Annotated in this window: 16 protein-coding genes; 6 read left to right on the top strand and 10 right to left on the bottom strand. The window is 32.3% G+C overall.

From position 1 onward, the window contains the following. The first annotated feature begins 134 nt into the window (after positions 1-134). The 4 genes from HM986_RS01080 (at position 135) to HM986_RS01065 (ending at position 4,904) form a co-directional block, all read left to right on the top strand. Entirely contained in the window at positions 135-1,007 is an 873-nt protein-coding gene (locus HM986_RS01080) for a GNAT family N-acetyltransferase (RefSeq protein ID WP_179333238.1), read from the top strand. Between the two features lie 185 nt (positions 1,008-1,192). Next, positions 1,193-2,293, top strand: coding sequence for a DegT/DnrJ/EryC1/StrS family aminotransferase (locus tag HM986_RS01075; RefSeq protein WP_179333237.1), 1,101 nt, complete (start codon positions 1,193-1,195; stop codon positions 2,291-2,293). Beyond that, complete coding sequence (locus HM986_RS01070) at positions 2,294-3,604, top strand: O-antigen translocase (RefSeq protein ID WP_179333236.1); 1,311 nt, start codon at positions 2,294-2,296, stop codon at positions 3,602-3,604. A gap of 10 nt (positions 3,605-3,614) precedes the next feature. After that, the gene (locus tag HM986_RS01065) at positions 3,615-4,904 is read left to right on the top strand and encodes an O-antigen translocase (RefSeq protein WP_179333235.1); all 1,290 of its coding nucleotides are present in this window, start codon (positions 3,615-3,617) and stop codon (positions 4,902-4,904) included. 3 nt (positions 4,905-4,907) lie between these two features. On the opposite strand, the gene HM986_RS01060 is transcribed toward HM986_RS01065, so the two are convergent. Next, positions 4,908-6,047 (bottom strand): glycosyltransferase family protein, encoded by a 1,140-nt coding sequence (locus tag HM986_RS01060; RefSeq protein WP_179333234.1) that lies wholly within the window; start codon positions 6,045-6,047, stop codon positions 4,908-4,910. Between the two features lie 35 nt (positions 6,048-6,082). Between HM986_RS01060 and HM986_RS01055 the strand changes: the two genes are divergently transcribed. Both HM986_RS01055 and HM986_RS01050 read left to right on the top strand, forming a co-directional pair. Then, positions 6,083-7,165, top strand: coding sequence for a glycosyltransferase (locus HM986_RS01055; protein WP_179333233.1), 1,083 nt, complete (start codon positions 6,083-6,085; stop codon positions 7,163-7,165). 9 nt (positions 7,166-7,174) lie between these two features. Beyond that, a complete protein-coding gene (locus HM986_RS01050; RefSeq protein WP_179333232.1) occupies positions 7,175-7,582 on the top strand; it encodes a sugar 3,4-ketoisomerase in 408 nt (135 codons plus the stop codon). Here HM986_RS01050 and HM986_RS01045 read toward each other — a convergent pair. From HM986_RS01045 to HM986_RS01005, 9 genes are all read right to left on the bottom strand, one after another. Then, positions 7,567-8,487, bottom strand: a complete 921-nt coding sequence (locus tag HM986_RS01045) for a glycosyltransferase family 2 protein (RefSeq protein WP_179333231.1) — start codon at positions 8,485-8,487, stop codon at positions 7,567-7,569. The two genes, HM986_RS01050 and HM986_RS01045, sit on opposite strands and share 16 nt — an antisense overlap. After that, positions 8,488-9,384, bottom strand: a complete 897-nt coding sequence (locus HM986_RS01040) for a glycosyltransferase family 2 protein (RefSeq protein ID WP_179333230.1) — start codon at positions 9,382-9,384, stop codon at positions 8,488-8,490. A 49-nt stretch (positions 9,385-9,433) separates the two neighbouring features. Next, positions 9,434-10,117, bottom strand: a complete 684-nt coding sequence (locus tag HM986_RS01035; protein WP_179333229.1) for a cell division ATP-binding protein FtsE — start codon at positions 10,115-10,117, stop codon at positions 9,434-9,436. 232 nt (positions 10,118-10,349) lie between these two features. After that, complete coding sequence (gene trpB / locus HM986_RS01030; protein ID WP_179333228.1) at positions 10,350-11,537, bottom strand: tryptophan synthase subunit beta; 1,188 nt, start codon at positions 11,535-11,537, stop codon at positions 10,350-10,352. 63 nt (positions 11,538-11,600) lie between these two features. Beyond that, complete coding sequence (locus HM986_RS01025; RefSeq protein ID WP_179333227.1) at positions 11,601-12,221, bottom strand: phosphoribosylanthranilate isomerase; 621 nt, start codon at positions 12,219-12,221, stop codon at positions 11,601-11,603. A 241-nt stretch (positions 12,222-12,462) separates the two neighbouring features. After that, a complete protein-coding gene (gene trpC, locus HM986_RS01020) occupies positions 12,463-13,251 on the bottom strand; it encodes an indole-3-glycerol phosphate synthase TrpC (protein ID WP_179333226.1) in 789 nt (262 codons plus the stop codon). Beyond that, a complete protein-coding gene (trpD, locus tag HM986_RS01015; RefSeq protein ID WP_179333225.1) occupies positions 13,248-14,240 on the bottom strand; it encodes an anthranilate phosphoribosyltransferase in 993 nt (330 codons plus the stop codon). Before trpD ends, trpC begins: the two co-directional genes overlap by 4 nt. Positions 14,241-14,689: 449 nt before the next feature. Next, positions 14,690-15,262, bottom strand: coding sequence for an anthranilate synthase component II (locus HM986_RS01010; RefSeq protein ID WP_179333224.1), 573 nt, complete (start codon positions 15,260-15,262; stop codon positions 14,690-14,692). 87 nt (positions 15,263-15,349) lie between these two features. Beyond that, on the bottom strand, positions 15,350-16,750 hold the full coding sequence (locus HM986_RS01005; protein ID WP_179333223.1) for an anthranilate synthase component I family protein: 1,401 nt from the start codon (positions 16,748-16,750) through the stop codon (positions 15,350-15,352). Positions 16,751-16,937 lie beyond the last annotated feature (187 nt).

The raw sequence follows: 16,937 nt of genomic DNA, 5'->3' as shown, positions 1-16,937 counted from the left end.
TGCTTACTTTAGTGTCTAACTAAATAGCCAATATCATTTTCTCAGTAAAAAAATATCACTCTAGCTTACAATCGGAATGGGATGCGTTTGTGAAAGAGGCTAAGAATGCGACATTCTTGTTTCAACGTGGTTTTATGGATTATCACAATGATCGTTTTGAGGATTTTTCAATAATGATCTATAAAGATGATCAGTTGTATGCGTTATTTCCTGCAAACATTGTTGAGGATAAAGTAATTTCTCATCAAGGCCTAACTTATGGGAGCTTTGTGCTTCAAGATAAATCTAAATTCTTTTATGCTTTTGAGGCTTTTAAAGCGATGCTTGCTTTTTATGAATTAGAAGGGATTAAGCAACTCGAAATAAAAGTGATACCCACGTTTTATAATAGTATGCCAGCAGATGAATTAGACTACTTCCTGTATAAAGCTAACGCACAATTATTAAAAAAAGATGTGTTAATGGTCATTGATTATGCTCATAAATTACGTTTTCAAAAAAATAGAAGAGAAGGTATCAATAAAGCTTTAAGATCTGGACTAGAACTTAAAGTAGATAAGAATTTTAGCGAGTTTTGGAATTCAGTTTTAATACCAAATCTAGATAAGAAACACGGTGTAAAACCAGTCCATTCTTTAGAAGAAATAGAATTATTGGTTATGCGTTTTCCAGAGAATATCAAACAGGTCAACATCTATAAGGACGGTAAAGTTGTTGCAGGATCAACCGTTTTTTTAACTAAAACCACTGTGCATCCTCAATATGTGTCTGGTAATGCTGATAAAAATGCATACGGTAGTCTCGATTTGGCTTATGATTTTATAATAAATAAGATGTGCGACGATAAGCGCTATTTTGATTTCAATATATCTAGTGAAGACAACGGAAATAAAATTAATGAAGGCCTCATATTTTGGAAAGAAAGCTGCGGCGCACGGAGTTATACAGCCAATACTTATCTTTTAGAAACGGCTAGTCATAAAGTTTTAGAGATACCAAAAGTCTAAGTCTTTTGTTTTTCTTTGATGTAAATCTAAGTACTTAATAACAGGTTAAAAAGGGAGATTTTAGAAGGTTCTTGAAATCTAGTTAATTAAAGTTTTAATTTAATCAATTGTTGTTTTATATTTCACAGGTTTAACTGACTAGTTAGTTGCACAAAGAGAGTTATGTCCTTTCAATTTTTAAATTTATGATTAAGTTTTTAGATTTATATAAAATCAATAATCGTTTTAGAGACGTGCTTCAAGAGTCGTTTGCTAGATCTTTAGACGATGCACATTTTATTCTAGGAAATAATGTTACTACTTTCGAAAATGAATTTGCTAATTATTGTGGTACAAAATTTTGTATTGGCACTGGTAATGGGTTAGATGCCTTAACTTTAATATTAAAAGGTTATGTAGAACTCGGTAAACTAAAAAAAGGAGATCGGGTAATTGTGCCTGCAAATACATTTATAGCAACCATTTTATCAGTAATACATGCTGATTTAGTTCCTATCTTGGTAGAGCCAGATCCATATACATATACGATTTCTGTCGATACAGATAAGGCTGTTTTTGTGGATGCTAAGGCAATTATTATGGTGCATTTGTATGGGCAACTCGCAAAGGTAGAAGAATTGCAAAAGCTAGCTAAAGATTTTAATCTGCTTTTATTTGAAGATGCAGCTCAAGCCCATGGGGCAATTTCAGATTTAAATGAAAGAAAAGCCGGAAATTTATCTGATGCAGCAGCATTTAGTTTTTATCCCACCAAAAATTTGGGAGCACTTGGTGATGGTGGTGCCGTTACAACTGACAATTCAGAATTAGCTAATATTATAAAGTTATTGCGTAATTACGGCAGTGAAAAAAAGTACACTAATAATATTATTGGTTTTAATAGTCGTTTGGATGATATGCAAGCTGCATTTTTAAGCCTAAAACTGAAGTGCTTAGATGGCGATAATGAAAGACGTAGAGAAATTGCTAAGGCTTACTTAAAAGGTATTAAAAACCCAAAATTAAAATTGCCACATTATGATGGTTCTATGAATCATGTGTTTTATGCTTTTGTTATTGAAGTTGATGACAGAGCTGATTTTATAAAATTTTTAGATGCAAATAGTATAGAATGGTTAATTCATTACCCCGTTCCACCACATCAACAAGAAGCCTTACGGTGTTTTTCTTATGTTAATCTTCCGCTTACTGAGAAGATTCATCAAAGAATTATAAGTTTGCCTATGAGCCCTGTGATGATTGATAAAGATATTCAGTCGGTTATTTCGACTTTAAATACATATTAATTGAAAAAATTTTTTAATTACATAAATAACGAAGTATTAGTAAAGGCGGCAAGTCTAAATTTAGCCAATATTAGTCTTAGAATTTTAGCAGGTATTTTAATTTCTAAGTTTATAGCTGTGTACATTGGTCCGCAAGGCATGGCACTTATTGGTAATTTGCGCAACTTTATGAGCTTTTTGCAATCTTTATCTATTTCAGGACTTTATAAAGGCGTTGTGAAATTTGTAAGTCAGGTTAAAAATGATTCAGTTGCGCTTTCAAAAATCTTATCTACCGTCTTTTATCTAGGTTTTTTCACCTCTATATCTTTAGCTTTTTTATGTTATTACAATGCTCAGTTTATCAATGATACTATTTTTTCTTCGAGCTACAACTATGCATATATTATTAGAACGCTTAGTATAATATTACCTTTTTATGCTTTGAACATGTTTACCTTTTCGATTATGAATGGGTTTTCTAAGCATAAATACTTATTGCTTATAAATATTCTAGGTCAAATTCTCGGACTTTTAGTAACGTTAATTCTTATCTATCAAGAAAACATAGATGGTGCATTGTTAGCGATAGTTATCACTCCTGCGCTTAATTTATTGATTACAATAGTTGGTATAGCGTTTAGAAGAAATTTAATGTCGTTTGTGAAGATTACACAAATAAGTCTGTCGGTCTTAAAGAAATTAAGTCCTTATATGATTATGGCATTGGTAAGTGCTATCGCAATCCCAATTGTAATGATTCTAATTAGGAACTATCTTATTGATGAAGTTGGTATTAAAGCCGCCGGACATTGGACTGCGATGACTAGAGTGTCTGATTATTATTTAATGTTTATTAATTCATTGACGGCACTTTATATATTACCTCGTTTTTCTGAAATTCATTCACGACGCGATTTTAGAAAGGAAGTATTTAGTTTCTATAAAAGTATTATGCCTGCGTTTTTAGTATTACTCTTAATTATTTATTTAAGCAGGTCTCTGTTAATAAACTTATTGTTCACTGAAGATTTTAGACCTGTAGAAGGATTATTTGGTTACCAAATATTAGGAGATATTGCCCGTGTACTTTCTATGGTGATTGCCTACCAGTTTTTAGCTAAAAAGATGTTTGCACACTTTTTAATTTTAGAGGTTTTCTTATTTATAATGATATACTTTTCTAGTATTTATCTTATTGATGAATTTGGACTACAGGGAGCCGTGATGGGGCATTGCTTGAGTTATTTTATGTACTTCGGAATAATATTGTTACTCTTTAGTAGTTCTTTGTTTGGTGTAATTAATGAAGATAGTATAGAAGACTATTAAAAAGAAATACGTGAAAATCCCAAAATTTATTAGTAGCAATGTAGTGCTTAAAATTACCTCTCTAAATGCTGTGGTGATTACTATTAGGCTAATCGTTTCTGCAATTATTCAGCGTTTACTTTCTGTCACTGTTGGAGAAGCTGGCTATGCAAGTATTGGTCAAGTAAGGAATGTTTTAGCAATGCTTACTAGTACTTCTACTCTAGGTACCTTTAATGGTGTGGTGAAGTATGTCGCTGAATTTAAAAACAATCAGCCAGAACTTTCTAAAATATTTTCTACCGTTACTGTTTTTGCAATAATTGGTTCGGTTGTTTCTGGCGCTGTTTTATTTTTTGGTGCGGCTTTCTTTTCCGATTACCTTTTTCAGACTCAAGAATTCATTTATATTTTTCAGATTTTTGCTGTTATTGTACCTTTTATTGCTATTGGTAGAGTTGCCAATGCTATTGTAAGTGGTTTGTCAGATTATAAACGCTATGCTAAAATTGAGTTGATAAGTTATCTTTTAGCAACGGTTGCTCTTGTTGTAGGCTTATATAATTCAGAATTAAAAGGTGTTATTATAGCTATTGCCATGGCGCCAGTAATTCAATTAATTGTCTTGGCTTTTGTCTTCGGAAAAACTTTAAAAATTTATGTAAAGTTTAAGTCTTTAAGTCTTAATCTTATCTATAAAAATAAATTATTAGCATTTACCTTAATGTCGTTTATTTCTACATTTTTGTTGAATTATATTGAATTGAACATAAGAACTTTAGTTACCGATGAATTAAATATTAATGAAGCAGGTTATTGGACAGCCATTACGTTTATTTCAAAAAACTATATGGTATTCGCTACAGGATTGTTTACACTATATGTGTTGCCAAAATTTGCAAGCATCCATAATAAGCAAGAGTTTAAGATTGAAGTTTTAAATATTTATAAAACGATTTTACCGATTTTTGCTTTAGGAATGTTATTAGTTTATTTTTTGAGAGACTATATTATAATGTTTATTTACCCAGATTTCACAGGTATGGAACCTTTATTTAAGTGGCAATTGTTGGGTGATTTTATAAGATTAGGAGCCTTAGTGTTATCACATCAGTTTTTAGCCAAACGTTTAGTAAAAAGTTTTGTAATCACTGAAATAATTTCATTAGTATTATTTTTTGTGCTCTCAAAAGTATTTATTCAATATTATGGTACTGAAGGTATTGTAATCGCTCATTTTGTGCGATATATTATTTACTTCATAATTGTAGTTTTTGTAATTAGAGACTATTATAATCAAACAGCTTCAAAAACGGAATAGTTTTTAAATATGTTTTTGCCACGTTTTTAGATAATTCTCAGCACAAGTTTTATAATTATGATGCGTTTCAACAAAACGTCTAGCTTGTATCGAAATTTCAGTAATTTTTTTAGGATTAAGAATTAACCATTCTAATTTATTGGCAATACTTTTAGCATCTGGCAAAGCGTTTATTGCAATTGTATCTTCTTTAATATTATAATACTCTAACCACTCTTTTTCTGCACCTGTAAAGACGACTTTTCCTTTGGACATAGCTTCCAGAGCATTAAATCCTTGGTCGTAAGCATATATTTGATCGAGCATTATATGTGCTTCGTTATAGGATTTTATGTATTCATTATAAGGCAAGCTTCTCACCGTTACAATTTTTATTTTATCAGCATATTTTTGATTTATAATGGCTAATGCTTCTTCAAAAATATCATTACCTTTTTTGTAATAGTTATGTGAATTTATACCGTGAAATATGACAATTTTAGAGTCAATTTTTAAGGGTTTAAATTCTAATTGTTCCGTGTTTATCGGATTTGGAATGAGTCCTAAATATTTAGGATGATTCAATAAGGGTAAATGATAATCTAAATCTGACGCGATGACTCCGACAATTGATTTATAGATATGCTGATGGAGCTTTTTAAAATCTGATTGTAAAAACTTAAACCCATAACTAGGCGATAATTGTTCTTTTCCATTTAAAAACGGATCGAGATATGAGTACCTTAGCATGTTGTTATGGGCATATTTTAGACTTATATAATCTATGCCACAAGACAATAAAAACACTTTTTTATTCCAATTAGAAATTAAGTTAAATATATCTTTTTCTATATGTGGAGAGCAGCCAAACGAAGATTCATTTATAAATTGTACGATGTCAAAATTACTAATTTTTGGTTTGAGTGTTATAATCTGTTTTTTTATCTGAAGCGATTCTAGATCAATTTTAGTGAATCTATAAATCAAATTCTTAATTTTTTTTAAAGGCCCATTTTCATATTTTTTAAGGATTGGTAAATCAACAGCGTAATTTTTAAAGCCATCATTTAATGCTACAATAGTTACATTATAGTTAAAGTGCTCTAATCCTTCTTTTAAAGAATTATGAAGTCTACTATATTCGCCAACCAATAAAATTTTCATTTATAATGTTACATTTGTCTCAAAGATAGTAGTTAATGATAAAAGCTAATAATAAAAAGATTTGTATTGTTGTTTCTTCCTTGGGTAAAGGTGGTGCAGAACGGTCTTCTGGCTTATTATCGCAAATACTATACGATGTTGGTTTTGATATCCATGTCGTTAGTGTGCTTAATGATATAGAGTTTCCGTATAAAGGGAAATTACTTAATCTTGGTGAGTTAAAGGACGAAAATGATACAACGTTTGGAAGACTTAAAAGATTAAGAATCTTAAAAGCGTATTTAAAACAGCATAACTTTGATTATGTGATTGATAATAGGACAAGAATTGGGACTTTAAAAGAGTATATTATTTCACAGTTCATCTACAATCCTAAGAAAACAATTTATTGTGTTAGAAGTTATAATGTAGATTTATACATTAACTCGAACCGGTTTTTAGGAAAATTGATATATGGTAATGCCTATAAAATTGTTGGTGTTTCTAAGGCTATTGCCAAAAAAGTAAAAGAAGAGTATGAGTTGAGTAATGTAACTTCTATTCATAATGCGATTAACTTTGAGTCTGAAGTAACAGCGACAAAAACTAATGAGGATTATATATTATTTTTTGGACGTCTAGATGACGATGTTAAAAATATTTCATTGTTATTAGAAGGCTATTCAAAATCAAAATTACCAAATCAAAATATTAAACTTAAAATTTTAGGAGACGGAAAAGATTTAGAAAAATTAATAAGGAAATCTAAAGATCTTAACTTAGCTTCTTCTATAGAGTTTTTAGGTTACAATCCAAATCCCTCTGCGGTAGTTAAATCAGCGTTATTAACAGTATTAACTAGTAGGTACGAAGGTTTTCCTAGATCTATTATAGAATCTTTGGCATTAGGCACTCCTGTGATTTCAGTAAATTGCAAATCTGGACCGAATGAAATTATTCAAAATAATCACAATGGTCTTTTAATAGAAAATTACAATCCAGATGCATTAGCAGATGCGATGAATCGTCTTTTTGAAGATAAAAATTTATACTTACATTGTAAACAGAATTCTAAAGCTAGTGTTGCACATTTTTCAGAAGAAAATATTGCAAAACAATGGCAAATAATTTTAAAGTAATAAATAAAGATGAATACTCTAAATAACGTTAAATTAATAGATATTCCTAAGGTACATGATGAGCGTGGTTTTTTAGCAGTTATAGAAAAAAAATCCATTCCATTTGTAATAAAACGTGTCTATTATTTGTACGATGTGCCGACTGAAAGTAGCAGAGGTGGCCACGCACATAAAGAGCAACAATCTTTAATCATTGCTTTAAGTGGAAGTTTCGAGGTTGTTGTAGACGACGGTAAAATCAAAAAACGAATTATGCTTAATAAACCTAATCAAGGCTTGTATATACCTACACATATTTGGAGGGAGATAGATAATTTTTCTTCAGGTTCCGTGTGTCTAGTGTTAGCTTCAACAGAATATGATGAAGTTGAATATATAAGAAAATATGATGATTTTATAAATCAGTTTTCAGGGTAAACTAAGTGTTCTCCTATTAAAGATTTTAATTTAAGCAGAAGCTGAAGTAGCCATTTTGGAGATTTAAGAAGCAAACGTTGTCTTATACTGATATTATTCGTGTCTAGATGCGATGTGTAATACAAGAAATTCTTTTTATCACCCTGTAACTTACTTAATATAGCCAATGAGTATCTGTTGCGATCTAAGAAACCTTTTAAAAAGCGATTATTTTTTTCCTGCTCAAAATAAGTGTCAAAATTTGGCTTTTTTTCCAAATCAAAGGTTCTGTTAGATAGGCTATAGGCATCGTAATTATAATATGCTAAAAGTTTATTTATAAATAGGATCTCAAAATGAAGTCCGAATCTAATCCACATATCCGTATCTTCTCCTGTAATAAGTGAGGTATCGAAAACACCACTTTTTTCTATAGCGGATTTCTTAAAAACAACACTAGAACTTGTAATAAGTGTGTATCTCTTACTGGCTTTAAAGTAATTATGAATACCATAAAGTTCAGTTTGTTTAAAGCTGTACGGTACAGGAACAACTTTATGATCATATTTTTGAGCAATACCAACGGTGAAAACTTTTATTTCAGGAAATTTACGGATGGCATCGTACATGTATTGTAAATACGATGTTTCCCAAATGTCATCTCCATCTAAAAGGGCAATATAATCAGAGGTTGCTGCTTTTATTCCTGTATTTCTGGCATTTGAAGCTCCTTGATTTTTGATGGATAGAAGTTTTATCCGTTGGTCATTAAAGCGGTTTATAATGTCTTCACTCTTGTCTGTAGAGCCATCGTTAATAATAATAACCTCGAAGTCAATGAAACTTTGAGTCAGAACACTGTCAATGGTATGTTGAATATGTTTTTCCTTATTGTAAACCGATATAATTACAGAGAAAAATGCCATTTAACTTTTCGATTTTAAAGTACAATAATAGCTTAATCTGTATATGTCAAAAATTAGCAGTGAAGGGGCTTTGCCGAGTAAATTCTTTTTGAAAGCTTTATCATACTTATAATATGTATAAGCTAATATTTTAGAAATAATGTTGTTCTTAATTTTAGAGTAAATATTTGTAATTCTCGTATAATTAGAAGGCAATAAATCTTGATTGATAAATAGATTTATCGCTTCAACGGAGTCTAATGATTTCTTTAAAAAAGTCTTGCTGTCTTCAAGGCCAAGATGATAAACAGGATTTTCTATATGTTCTATTCTGATATTAGCCTGTTTTAAATTATATGAAAACAAGGTGTCTTCATGTCTTAAATTAGGTATCTCTTCGTTAAAACGGACGGTATTAAAAATACGTTTATGTATTAAGAAACTTAAGGTTAAAAAACTTAAATGGATGTTCTTTTGACGTTCATTGGCTGATAAGGCTTCCCGTTTATTACCATAAATCCATCGTAAGAGTTGTGCATCATCTACGCGTTCTTCCTGATATAAAATACCTCCATAAATAACTTCCGAATCTTCAGCAATAGATTTAAGGTAAGAATGAATAAAATTGTCATTTTTTGGCATGACATCTGCATCTAGAAAAAGGCACCAATCGTATTTTGCATTTTGAGCGAGCTTATTCCTTATGGCGCTTCGTCCAATATTCTTTGGCAGAATATGATACTCACAGTGTAAAAGTGTATTTATACCATTGTTGTAGTCTTGAAACTCTATATTGTTAGAGCAGTCATCGTAACATAATATTTCAAAAGGGATTTCTGAAGTGGTTAACTGCCTATGTACTTCGGAAACGAGTTCTGAAATATTATAATTATAAACAGGAATTAATACAGAGATCATAAGGTTTTACAAAAGTTAATAAAGAACTTAAGAGCGTTGCATTTAGAATTTAATTCTTACGCTGTACAACTTCAAAGACTTTGTTTTCGTCGCACTTCAATGTTTTGCTTGGATATTTTAAAAGCAAAGCGTAATCGTGAGTGGCCATTAAGATGGTGTTTCCGTTTTTGTTGATGTCTTGAAGCACTTCCATGACTTCAATACTAGTTTGAGGATCTAAATTTCCGGTAGGTTCATCTGCTAATATCAATTCAGGATCATTTAATAAGGCACGTGCAATAGCAATTCGTTGTTGTTCTCCACCAGAAAGCTCATGTGGATATTTGAAGCCTTTGGTTTTCATGGCAACTTTATCTAAAACAACATCAATTCGGTCTTTAATTCGGTCTTTTTCTTTCCAACCTGTAGCCTTTAATACAAATTCTAAGTTTCCGATAATCGTACGATCTGGAAGTAATTTAAAATCTTGAAACACAATACCCAATTTTCGTCTTAAAAACGGAATGTCTTTCTCCTTCATGGTTTTTAAGTTGAAATCTACAATTGAGCCTTCACCTTCAGTTAACTGTAAATCTCCATAAAGTGTTTTCATGAAACTACTTTTTCCACTTCCCGTTTTACCAATAAGATAGACGAAATCTCCTTTTTTCATTTCAAAATTCACCTTAGACAGCACCATACTGTCTCCTTGATAAATTGTAGCATCTTTGAGCTCTAAAACCGTTTCAGACATATTGTAGATATAAATAATTGGTAACTGTAAATGTATTGCTTAAAATTTCAAATGACAAATTGAAAAAGCCAAATTCTTGAATAGTAAAATTGTCCGCCTAAGGCTACTAAGGATCCAAATATTTTTAGATTAAAAATTACCGAGAGGAGCTCTTAGGCGAGTTCTTAATAAAAACTATAGAATGTAATCAAAAATAAACACTCAACTTCATTTTCGAATTTAATTTCAATTTCTAAAGCTTAAAATAATCGATATAATTCTGTAAATCCTTATCACCTCGACCAGATAAACTGATCACCACAACATCACTTGGTTTAAAGATTTTATGTTTAAAAATAGCCAAAGCATGAGAACTTTCAATGGCAGGAATAATACCTTCCAACTTTGTTAATTCTAAACCAGATGTCATGGCTTCATCGTCGGTTGCCGAATAAAATTCACCACGACCAGTTTTATACAAATGCGAATGTAAAGGGCCAACACCAGGATAATCGAGTCCTGCAGAAATAGAATAAGGTTCTGTAATTTGTCCATCTTTGGTTTGCATTAACAGTGTTTTACAACCGTGAATAATCCCTTCTTTACCTAATACAGACGTCGCTGCACTTTCACCCGAATGAATGCCTTTTCCAGCAGCTTCTACAGCAATAATACCAACATCTTCATTATCTAGAAAGTGATGATACGTTCCTGCAGCATTACTTCCTCCACCAATACAAGCGACGACGTAATCAGGGTTTTCTCTACCTTCTTTTTCTTTTAATTGCCATTTTATTTCTTCGGAAATTATAGATTGAAATTGGGTCACCATGTCAGGATATGGATGAGGTCCAATAGCAGAACCAATAATATAATGTGTATCCACTGGGTTATTAATCCAGTCGCGTATAGCTTCATTAGTTGCATCTTTTAACGTACGACTTCCGGATAATGCAGGAACCACTTTGGCACCTAACATTTTCATTCTAGCAACATTTGGAGCTTGACGCGCAATATCAATTTCGCCCATATATACCACACATTCAATTCCTGTTAAGGCACAAACAGTTGCTGTTGCCACACCGTGTTGGCCGGCTCCTGTTTCGGCAATAATTCTCTTTTTACCCAAACGTTGTGCCATAAGGATTTGACCAATCGTGTTATTGATTTTATGAGCACCTGTATGATTGAGATCTTCTCGTTTTAAATAAACTTTAGTGTTATATTTTTCAGAAAGACGTTTCGCGAAATAGAGGGGAGAAGGGCGACCAACATAATCTCTTAAAAGCTGATTGAACTCTTCTTGAAACGAAGGTTCGGCCATTATTTTTAAATAGTTTTGACGTAATTCTTCTACATTTGGATAGAGCATTTCTGGAATGTATGCTCCACCAAATTCTCCGTAATACCCTTTTTCGTTAATCTTGTATGTGTTTTTCATAATCCTTTGTCATTCCTGCGAAGGCAGGAATCTATTAATTTTGATTTTCATTGTGGATTCCGCTCACGTGCGGAATGACAGATGAGTTATAAACTTTTCTAATTCTTTAATATTCTTCAATCCTGGTTCAATTTCAAATTTACTATTCATGTCAATAGCGTAACAATACTTTGAAGCCAAACTTTCTTTAAAATGTTTTATTTTTTCGATTTCATCTACACCAATACCACCACTTAAAAAATACGGTTTGGCTGACGGATACTGTTCTAATACATTCCAATTGAACGTGTAACCATTTCCGCCTGGTAATTTCCCTTTAGTATCAAATAAGAAATAATCACAGACATCTTCAAAAGGTTGAAGCACCTCAAAGTTGAATTCATCTTTAATGCTAAAGACCTTTATGACTTCAACTTCATTTATCGCAGCGCAATATTCAGGGGATTCGTGACCATGAAGTTGAACGGCTTGCAAGTTAAATCTCTTAATAATCTCTTGTACAGTTTCTAATTCCTCATCCACAAAAACACCAACCTTTTTAATGGTTTTTGGCAATTCAGGAATCGTAGTATCAAAATGTCTAGCTGATTTATCATAAAATATAAAGCCCAAATAGTCTGGTTGCAGGTTAGCAACAGCTTGGATATTGTCTTTATATTTCATGCCACAGACTTTTAGTTTCATATATTCTAGCGAAAGCGGGAATCTCATCACGCGTTCGACTTTTTTAAATTATTATGTATTAAGATCTACAAGGTTTTGAAACCTTGAAGGTCACTTAACGTTCTTTGTTTAATTCTTGTCATTCCTGCGAAGGCAGGAATCTATTCATTCTTCTCGATACCATTTTTTCGTACGTCAAAAATCACTCGACGTGACGTTAAAATTAATTTGTTTCTTTTTTCCATTTTAGACCTGCTAGGTTTTATAACCCTGCGAGGTTTTTTATAAATTGAGTCGCACTTGCTCCTGGATTATCTGTTTTCATAAAGTTTTCGCCGATTAAAAAACCTTTGTAACCATAAGGCTGTAATTCTTTGATGGCGTCCACAGAACTAATACCTGATTCTGATACTTTGACAAAATCATTTGGTATCAATGCACTTAATTGTTTTGAGATGTCTAAACTGACTTCAAATGTTTTTAAGTTTCTGTTATTCACACCTAACATATCTAAAGAAGGCATAATGGACTTGTGTAATTCGTCTTCGTTATGGACTTCTAATAACACATCGAGATTGAGACTTTTGGCTAATTCAGAGAACTGTTTAATCTCTGCTTTAGTTAATATGGCTGCAATTAATAAAATAGCATCTGCACCAATGGCTTTGGCTTCTATAATTTGATATTCATCAATAATAAATTCTTTTCGCAGCAAAGGCAATTCGCAATTTTCTCTAGCAATCATTAAATCGTCCATGGAACCACCAAAGTAAATCTCGTCTGTTAAAATAGACATACCGCATACTCCTGCGTTTTCGTAACCAATGGCAACATCTTCAACCAAAGCAATGTCATTTATAATGGATTTAGAAGGTGACTTGCGTTTAAATTCGGCAATAATACCAGTCTGACTTGCTCTTAATTTTTTTGACAATGACCTTGTTTCCATTCCGAAATAAGGGAGTTGTTCATAAGCTTGAATAGGAATTAATTCTTTTTTTAGATTAACCTCCTTGCGTTTGTCTATAACTATTTTGTCTAAAATGTTCATTTACTTAGTTCAATAAGTTTATCTAAAGTTTGCTTTGCTTTTCCACTCATTAGCGATTCTTTGGCCAATTCAAAACCTTCGTTATGTGAAATTTGTTTGACCGTAGCAATGGCCAAGCCAGCGTTGGCACACACCACATTATGCTGCGCTTCAGTACCTTGGTAATTGATGACACTTTTAAAAATTTCTGCTGCCATTTTTACGCTGTTTCCTCCAAAAATTTCGGATTGTTGGATTTGATTCACACCTAAATTATGCGGTTCAAATAAGGTTTCTGATGTATTAGAAATTACTTTTGTTTTTCCGGTTAATGAGATTTCATCATAACCATCTAAAGCATGTACAATCGCATAGTTTTTATCCGTTTCTTGATACAAATAACTGTATAATCTCAACAATTCAAGATTAAATACACCGACCATTTGGTTTTTTGGAAATGCAGGATTTACCATTGGTCCTAACATGTTGAAAAATGTTTTTACACCTAATTCTTTTCTAATGGGAGCCACATTTTTCATAGCAGGATGAAATAGTGGAGCATGTAAGACGCAAATACCAGCCTCATCAATACTTCGTTTTAAAAAGTCGGGATCGTTAGTGAATTTGATACCTAAGTATTCCATAACATTTGAAGACCCACATGCCGAAGAGACTCCGTAATTACCATGTTTTGTAACGTGAACTCCTGCACCTGCTGTAACAAAAGATGATAAGGTTGAAATATTAAAAGTGTCTTTGCCGTCACCTCCGGTTCCGCATAAATCGATTGTCTCGTAGTTATCTAAATCTACAGGAATACATAATTCTAATAACGCATCTCTAAATCCGCGAAGTTCTTCCGTGGTGATACTTCGCATCATATAAACGGTTAAAAACGATGCTATTTGACTTTGATTGTATTTTCCTTCAGATATGTTAACCAAGACGTTTTTTGCTTCTTCACTTGAGATGCTTTCTTGGTTAATGAGTCTGTTTAGTAGTTGTTTCATGGTTACTTCCCACTACAGTGGGAATCTGTTTTTAATTACTTTCCTCTAAATTATATTCTTTCTCTGCTCATTTGCCTTGATGCAATTGCGAAGCACATCATGAGCTCCATAAAATAACATCATCGAATAAACGAACCAAAAATCACAATCAAAAATAGGAATTACTCATTGATTTATATTTTTTCAATAAGAAATTCGTGAATGCAAAGCATTTGCTAAAGCAAAATTCGCTTTCAGAACTTGTGCTTGAGGCTACGCCTCGCATCTTCGTTCTTTCGTTCATTATTTCTGATTTTTGATGTTTCCGACGATGTCGAAATTTGGGACATTAATTTTTACTAATTATTGTATTCTTCCCAAATTATATTTTAATTTTTTCTCACTTCTCACTTCTCACTTCTCACTTCTCACTTCTCACTTCTCACTTCTCACTTCTCACTTCTCACTTCTCACTTCTTACTGTTTACCCAATTCTCTAAAATCTTTTTTCCATCAGGAGTTAAAACAGATTCAGGATGATATTGCACACCTTTAACATCATAAACCTTATGTCTTAAAGACATTATTTGTCCATTTTCGTCAAAAGAGGTAGCTTCTAAAACATCTGGTAAATTAGGATTAACCACCCAAGAATGGTATCTGCCCACTTCAAATGAGTTATCTAAACCGTTAAAAAGTGATTCATCATCAACCGAAAGTGTAACATGTGTTGCCACACCATGGTATACATTATCTAAATTTTCTAAGGTGCCACCGAAAACTTCGCCAATAGCTTGTTGCCCTAAACAAACTCCTAAAATACTTTTTGTAGGTGCGTAAGTTGCAATGATTTGTTTTAATAAACCAGCTTCGTCTGGGATTCCTGGTCCTGGTGATAACACAATTTTATCAAAAGCATCGACTTCTTCTATGGTTAATTTATCGTTTCGTTTTACAGTGACTTCACAATCTAAATCTTCTAAATAATGAACGAGATTATAAGTAAAACTGTCGTAATTATCTATAACTAATATTTTTTTCATCTTAATGTTCCCATGCAAATGGGAATCTTTTTAATTATACTTCAATTTTTTAAATAGATTCTTGCTTATGCAGGAATGACAGCTAACTCAAATTTCCTCAGCCTGTTCAATCGCTTTTGTTAAAGCACCGAGCTTATTATAAACTTCTTGTAATTCACTTTCAGGATTGGATTTTGCAACTAATCCGGCTCCTGCTTGCCAAAATAATTTATGATTCTGACTTAAAAATGTTCTAATCATAATGGCATGATTGAAATTACCACTAAAATCCATAAAACCGATAGCTCCACCATAATAACCTCTGCTTGTTTTTTCATACTTCTCTATCAATTGCATGGCTTTATGCTTTGGGGCTCCACTTAATGTACCAGCAGGAAATGTGTCTGCAACCACTTGCATGGTGTCGGTGTTTTTGTGAATTGTACCTGTAACTTTGCTTACTAAATGAATAACGTGAGAGAAGAATTGAACCTCTCTATAGTTTTCAACAGTAACATTGCTTCCGTTTCTACTTAGGTCGTTTCTTGCCAAGTCAACTAACATCACATGCTCACTGTTTTCTTTGTCGTCTTTTATTAATTCTTCAGCTAATTGCGCGTCTTTAAGGTCATTTCCACTTCGCTTAAACGTACCAGCAATTGGATGAATTTCAGCTTTACCATCACTAACTACTAATTGTGCTTCTGGTGAGCTGCCAAATATTTTAAAATTTCCGTAATCAAAATAGAAGAGGTAAGGGGAAGGGTTAATACTTCTTAAGGCTCTGTAAACATTAAACTCGTCTCCACTAAATTGTTGCGAAAATTGCTTAGATAGTACCAATTGAAAAACATCTCCGCGACCACAATGTTTTTTTGCCAATTCTACGTTTGCTTTATACTCTTCATCGGTAAGATTAGATTCAATATCTCCCTTCGGTTTAAAATCGTAAGAAGCGTATTGTCTAGTTTGGATTAATTGTAATATGTCGTTAATGTTATTGTCGCTATGAAAACAATGCGCAAAAATATACGCTTCATTTTTTTGATGATCTATAGCAATGATGTTTTGATAAACAGCATAATATATTTCTGGAATAGAAACAGAATTGTCTTTTTTTGAAATTTCGATGTCTTCAAAATATTTTACTGCATCATAAGCTGTGTAGCCAAAAATACCGTTGTTTATAAATTTGAAGTTTTCGTTAGCATCTACTTTAAAACGCTGTGTGAATTTGTGAATTTCTTCAACAACACCTACGGTTTCAACAAGATTACTTTTAGTGCTTCCATCAGGAAAAGTTTGAGAAATAGTGTTTCCTTCAACCTTTATAGAGGCTATAGGATTGCAGCAGATATATGAAAAATTGTTGTCGTTTGCATGGTAATCACTACTCTCTAACAGAATACTATTCGGGAATTTATCTCTAATTTTAAGATAGATACTAACTGGCGTAATAGTGTCTGCTAATATTTTTTTATAATGTGTGTTTAAACTAAATGTTTTCATTTTATGTCAAATTCAATTTGATATCTCTTAAAGCAGAGATGCGTTTCAATATAACAGCTTCTGAAGCTGTGTTAAATTAAAAAAGGCTTGTCGTGAATGACAAGCCTTTTTTTATATAAGTATAACATACCAAGGATTAGTTCACGAACGTAAGTTTGAGAAATTCCACCACCAAGTATGATTTGTA

Origin of the sequence: Winogradskyella costae, from assembly GCF_013403865.1 — a bacterium.
Classification (GTDB): domain Bacteria; phylum Bacteroidota; class Bacteroidia; order Flavobacteriales; family Flavobacteriaceae; genus Winogradskyella; species Winogradskyella costae.
This window is presented reverse-complemented; position numbering and strand designations above follow the sequence as displayed.

Coding starts and splice junctions, on each gene's coding strand:
- HM986_RS01080 (WP_179333238.1), top strand. CDS start 135: ATGGATTATCACAATGATCGTTTTGAGGATTTTTCAATAATGATCTAT.
- HM986_RS01075 (WP_179333237.1), top strand. CDS start 1,193: ATGATTAAGTTTTTAGATTTATATAAAATCAATAATCGTTTTAGAGAC.
- HM986_RS01060 (WP_179333234.1), bottom strand. CDS start 6,047: ATGAAAATTTTATTGGTTGGCGAATATAGTAGACTTCATAATTCTTTA.
- HM986_RS01055 (WP_179333233.1), top strand. CDS start 6,083: ATGATAAAAGCTAATAATAAAAAGATTTGTATTGTTGTTTCTTCCTTG.
- HM986_RS01050 (WP_179333232.1), top strand. CDS start 7,175: ATGAATACTCTAAATAACGTTAAATTAATAGATATTCCTAAGGTACAT.
- HM986_RS01045 (WP_179333231.1), bottom strand. CDS start 8,487: ATGGCATTTTTCTCTGTAATTATATCGGTTTACAATAAGGAAAAACAT.
- HM986_RS01040 (WP_179333230.1), bottom strand. CDS start 9,384: ATGATCTCTGTATTAATTCCTGTTTATAATTATAATATTTCAGAACTC.
- HM986_RS01035 (WP_179333229.1), bottom strand. CDS start 10,117: ATGTCTGAAACGGTTTTAGAGCTCAAAGATGCTACAATTTATCAAGGA.
- trpB (WP_179333228.1), bottom strand. CDS start 11,537: ATGAAAAACACATACAAGATTAACGAAAAAGGGTATTACGGAGAATTT.
- HM986_RS01025 (WP_179333227.1), bottom strand. CDS start 12,221: ATGAAACTAAAAGTCTGTGGCATGAAATATAAAGACAATATCCAAGCT.
- trpC (WP_179333226.1), bottom strand. CDS start 13,251: ATGAACATTTTAGACAAAATAGTTATAGACAAACGCAAGGAGGTTAAT.
- trpD (WP_179333225.1), bottom strand. CDS start 14,240: ATGAAACAACTACTAAACAGACTCATTAACCAAGAAAGCATCTCAAGT.
- HM986_RS01010 (WP_179333224.1), bottom strand. CDS start 15,262: ATGAAAAAAATATTAGTTATAGATAATTACGACAGTTTTACTTATAAT.
- HM986_RS01005 (WP_179333223.1), bottom strand. CDS start 16,750: ATGAAAACATTTAGTTTAAACACACATTATAAAAAAATATTAGCAGAC.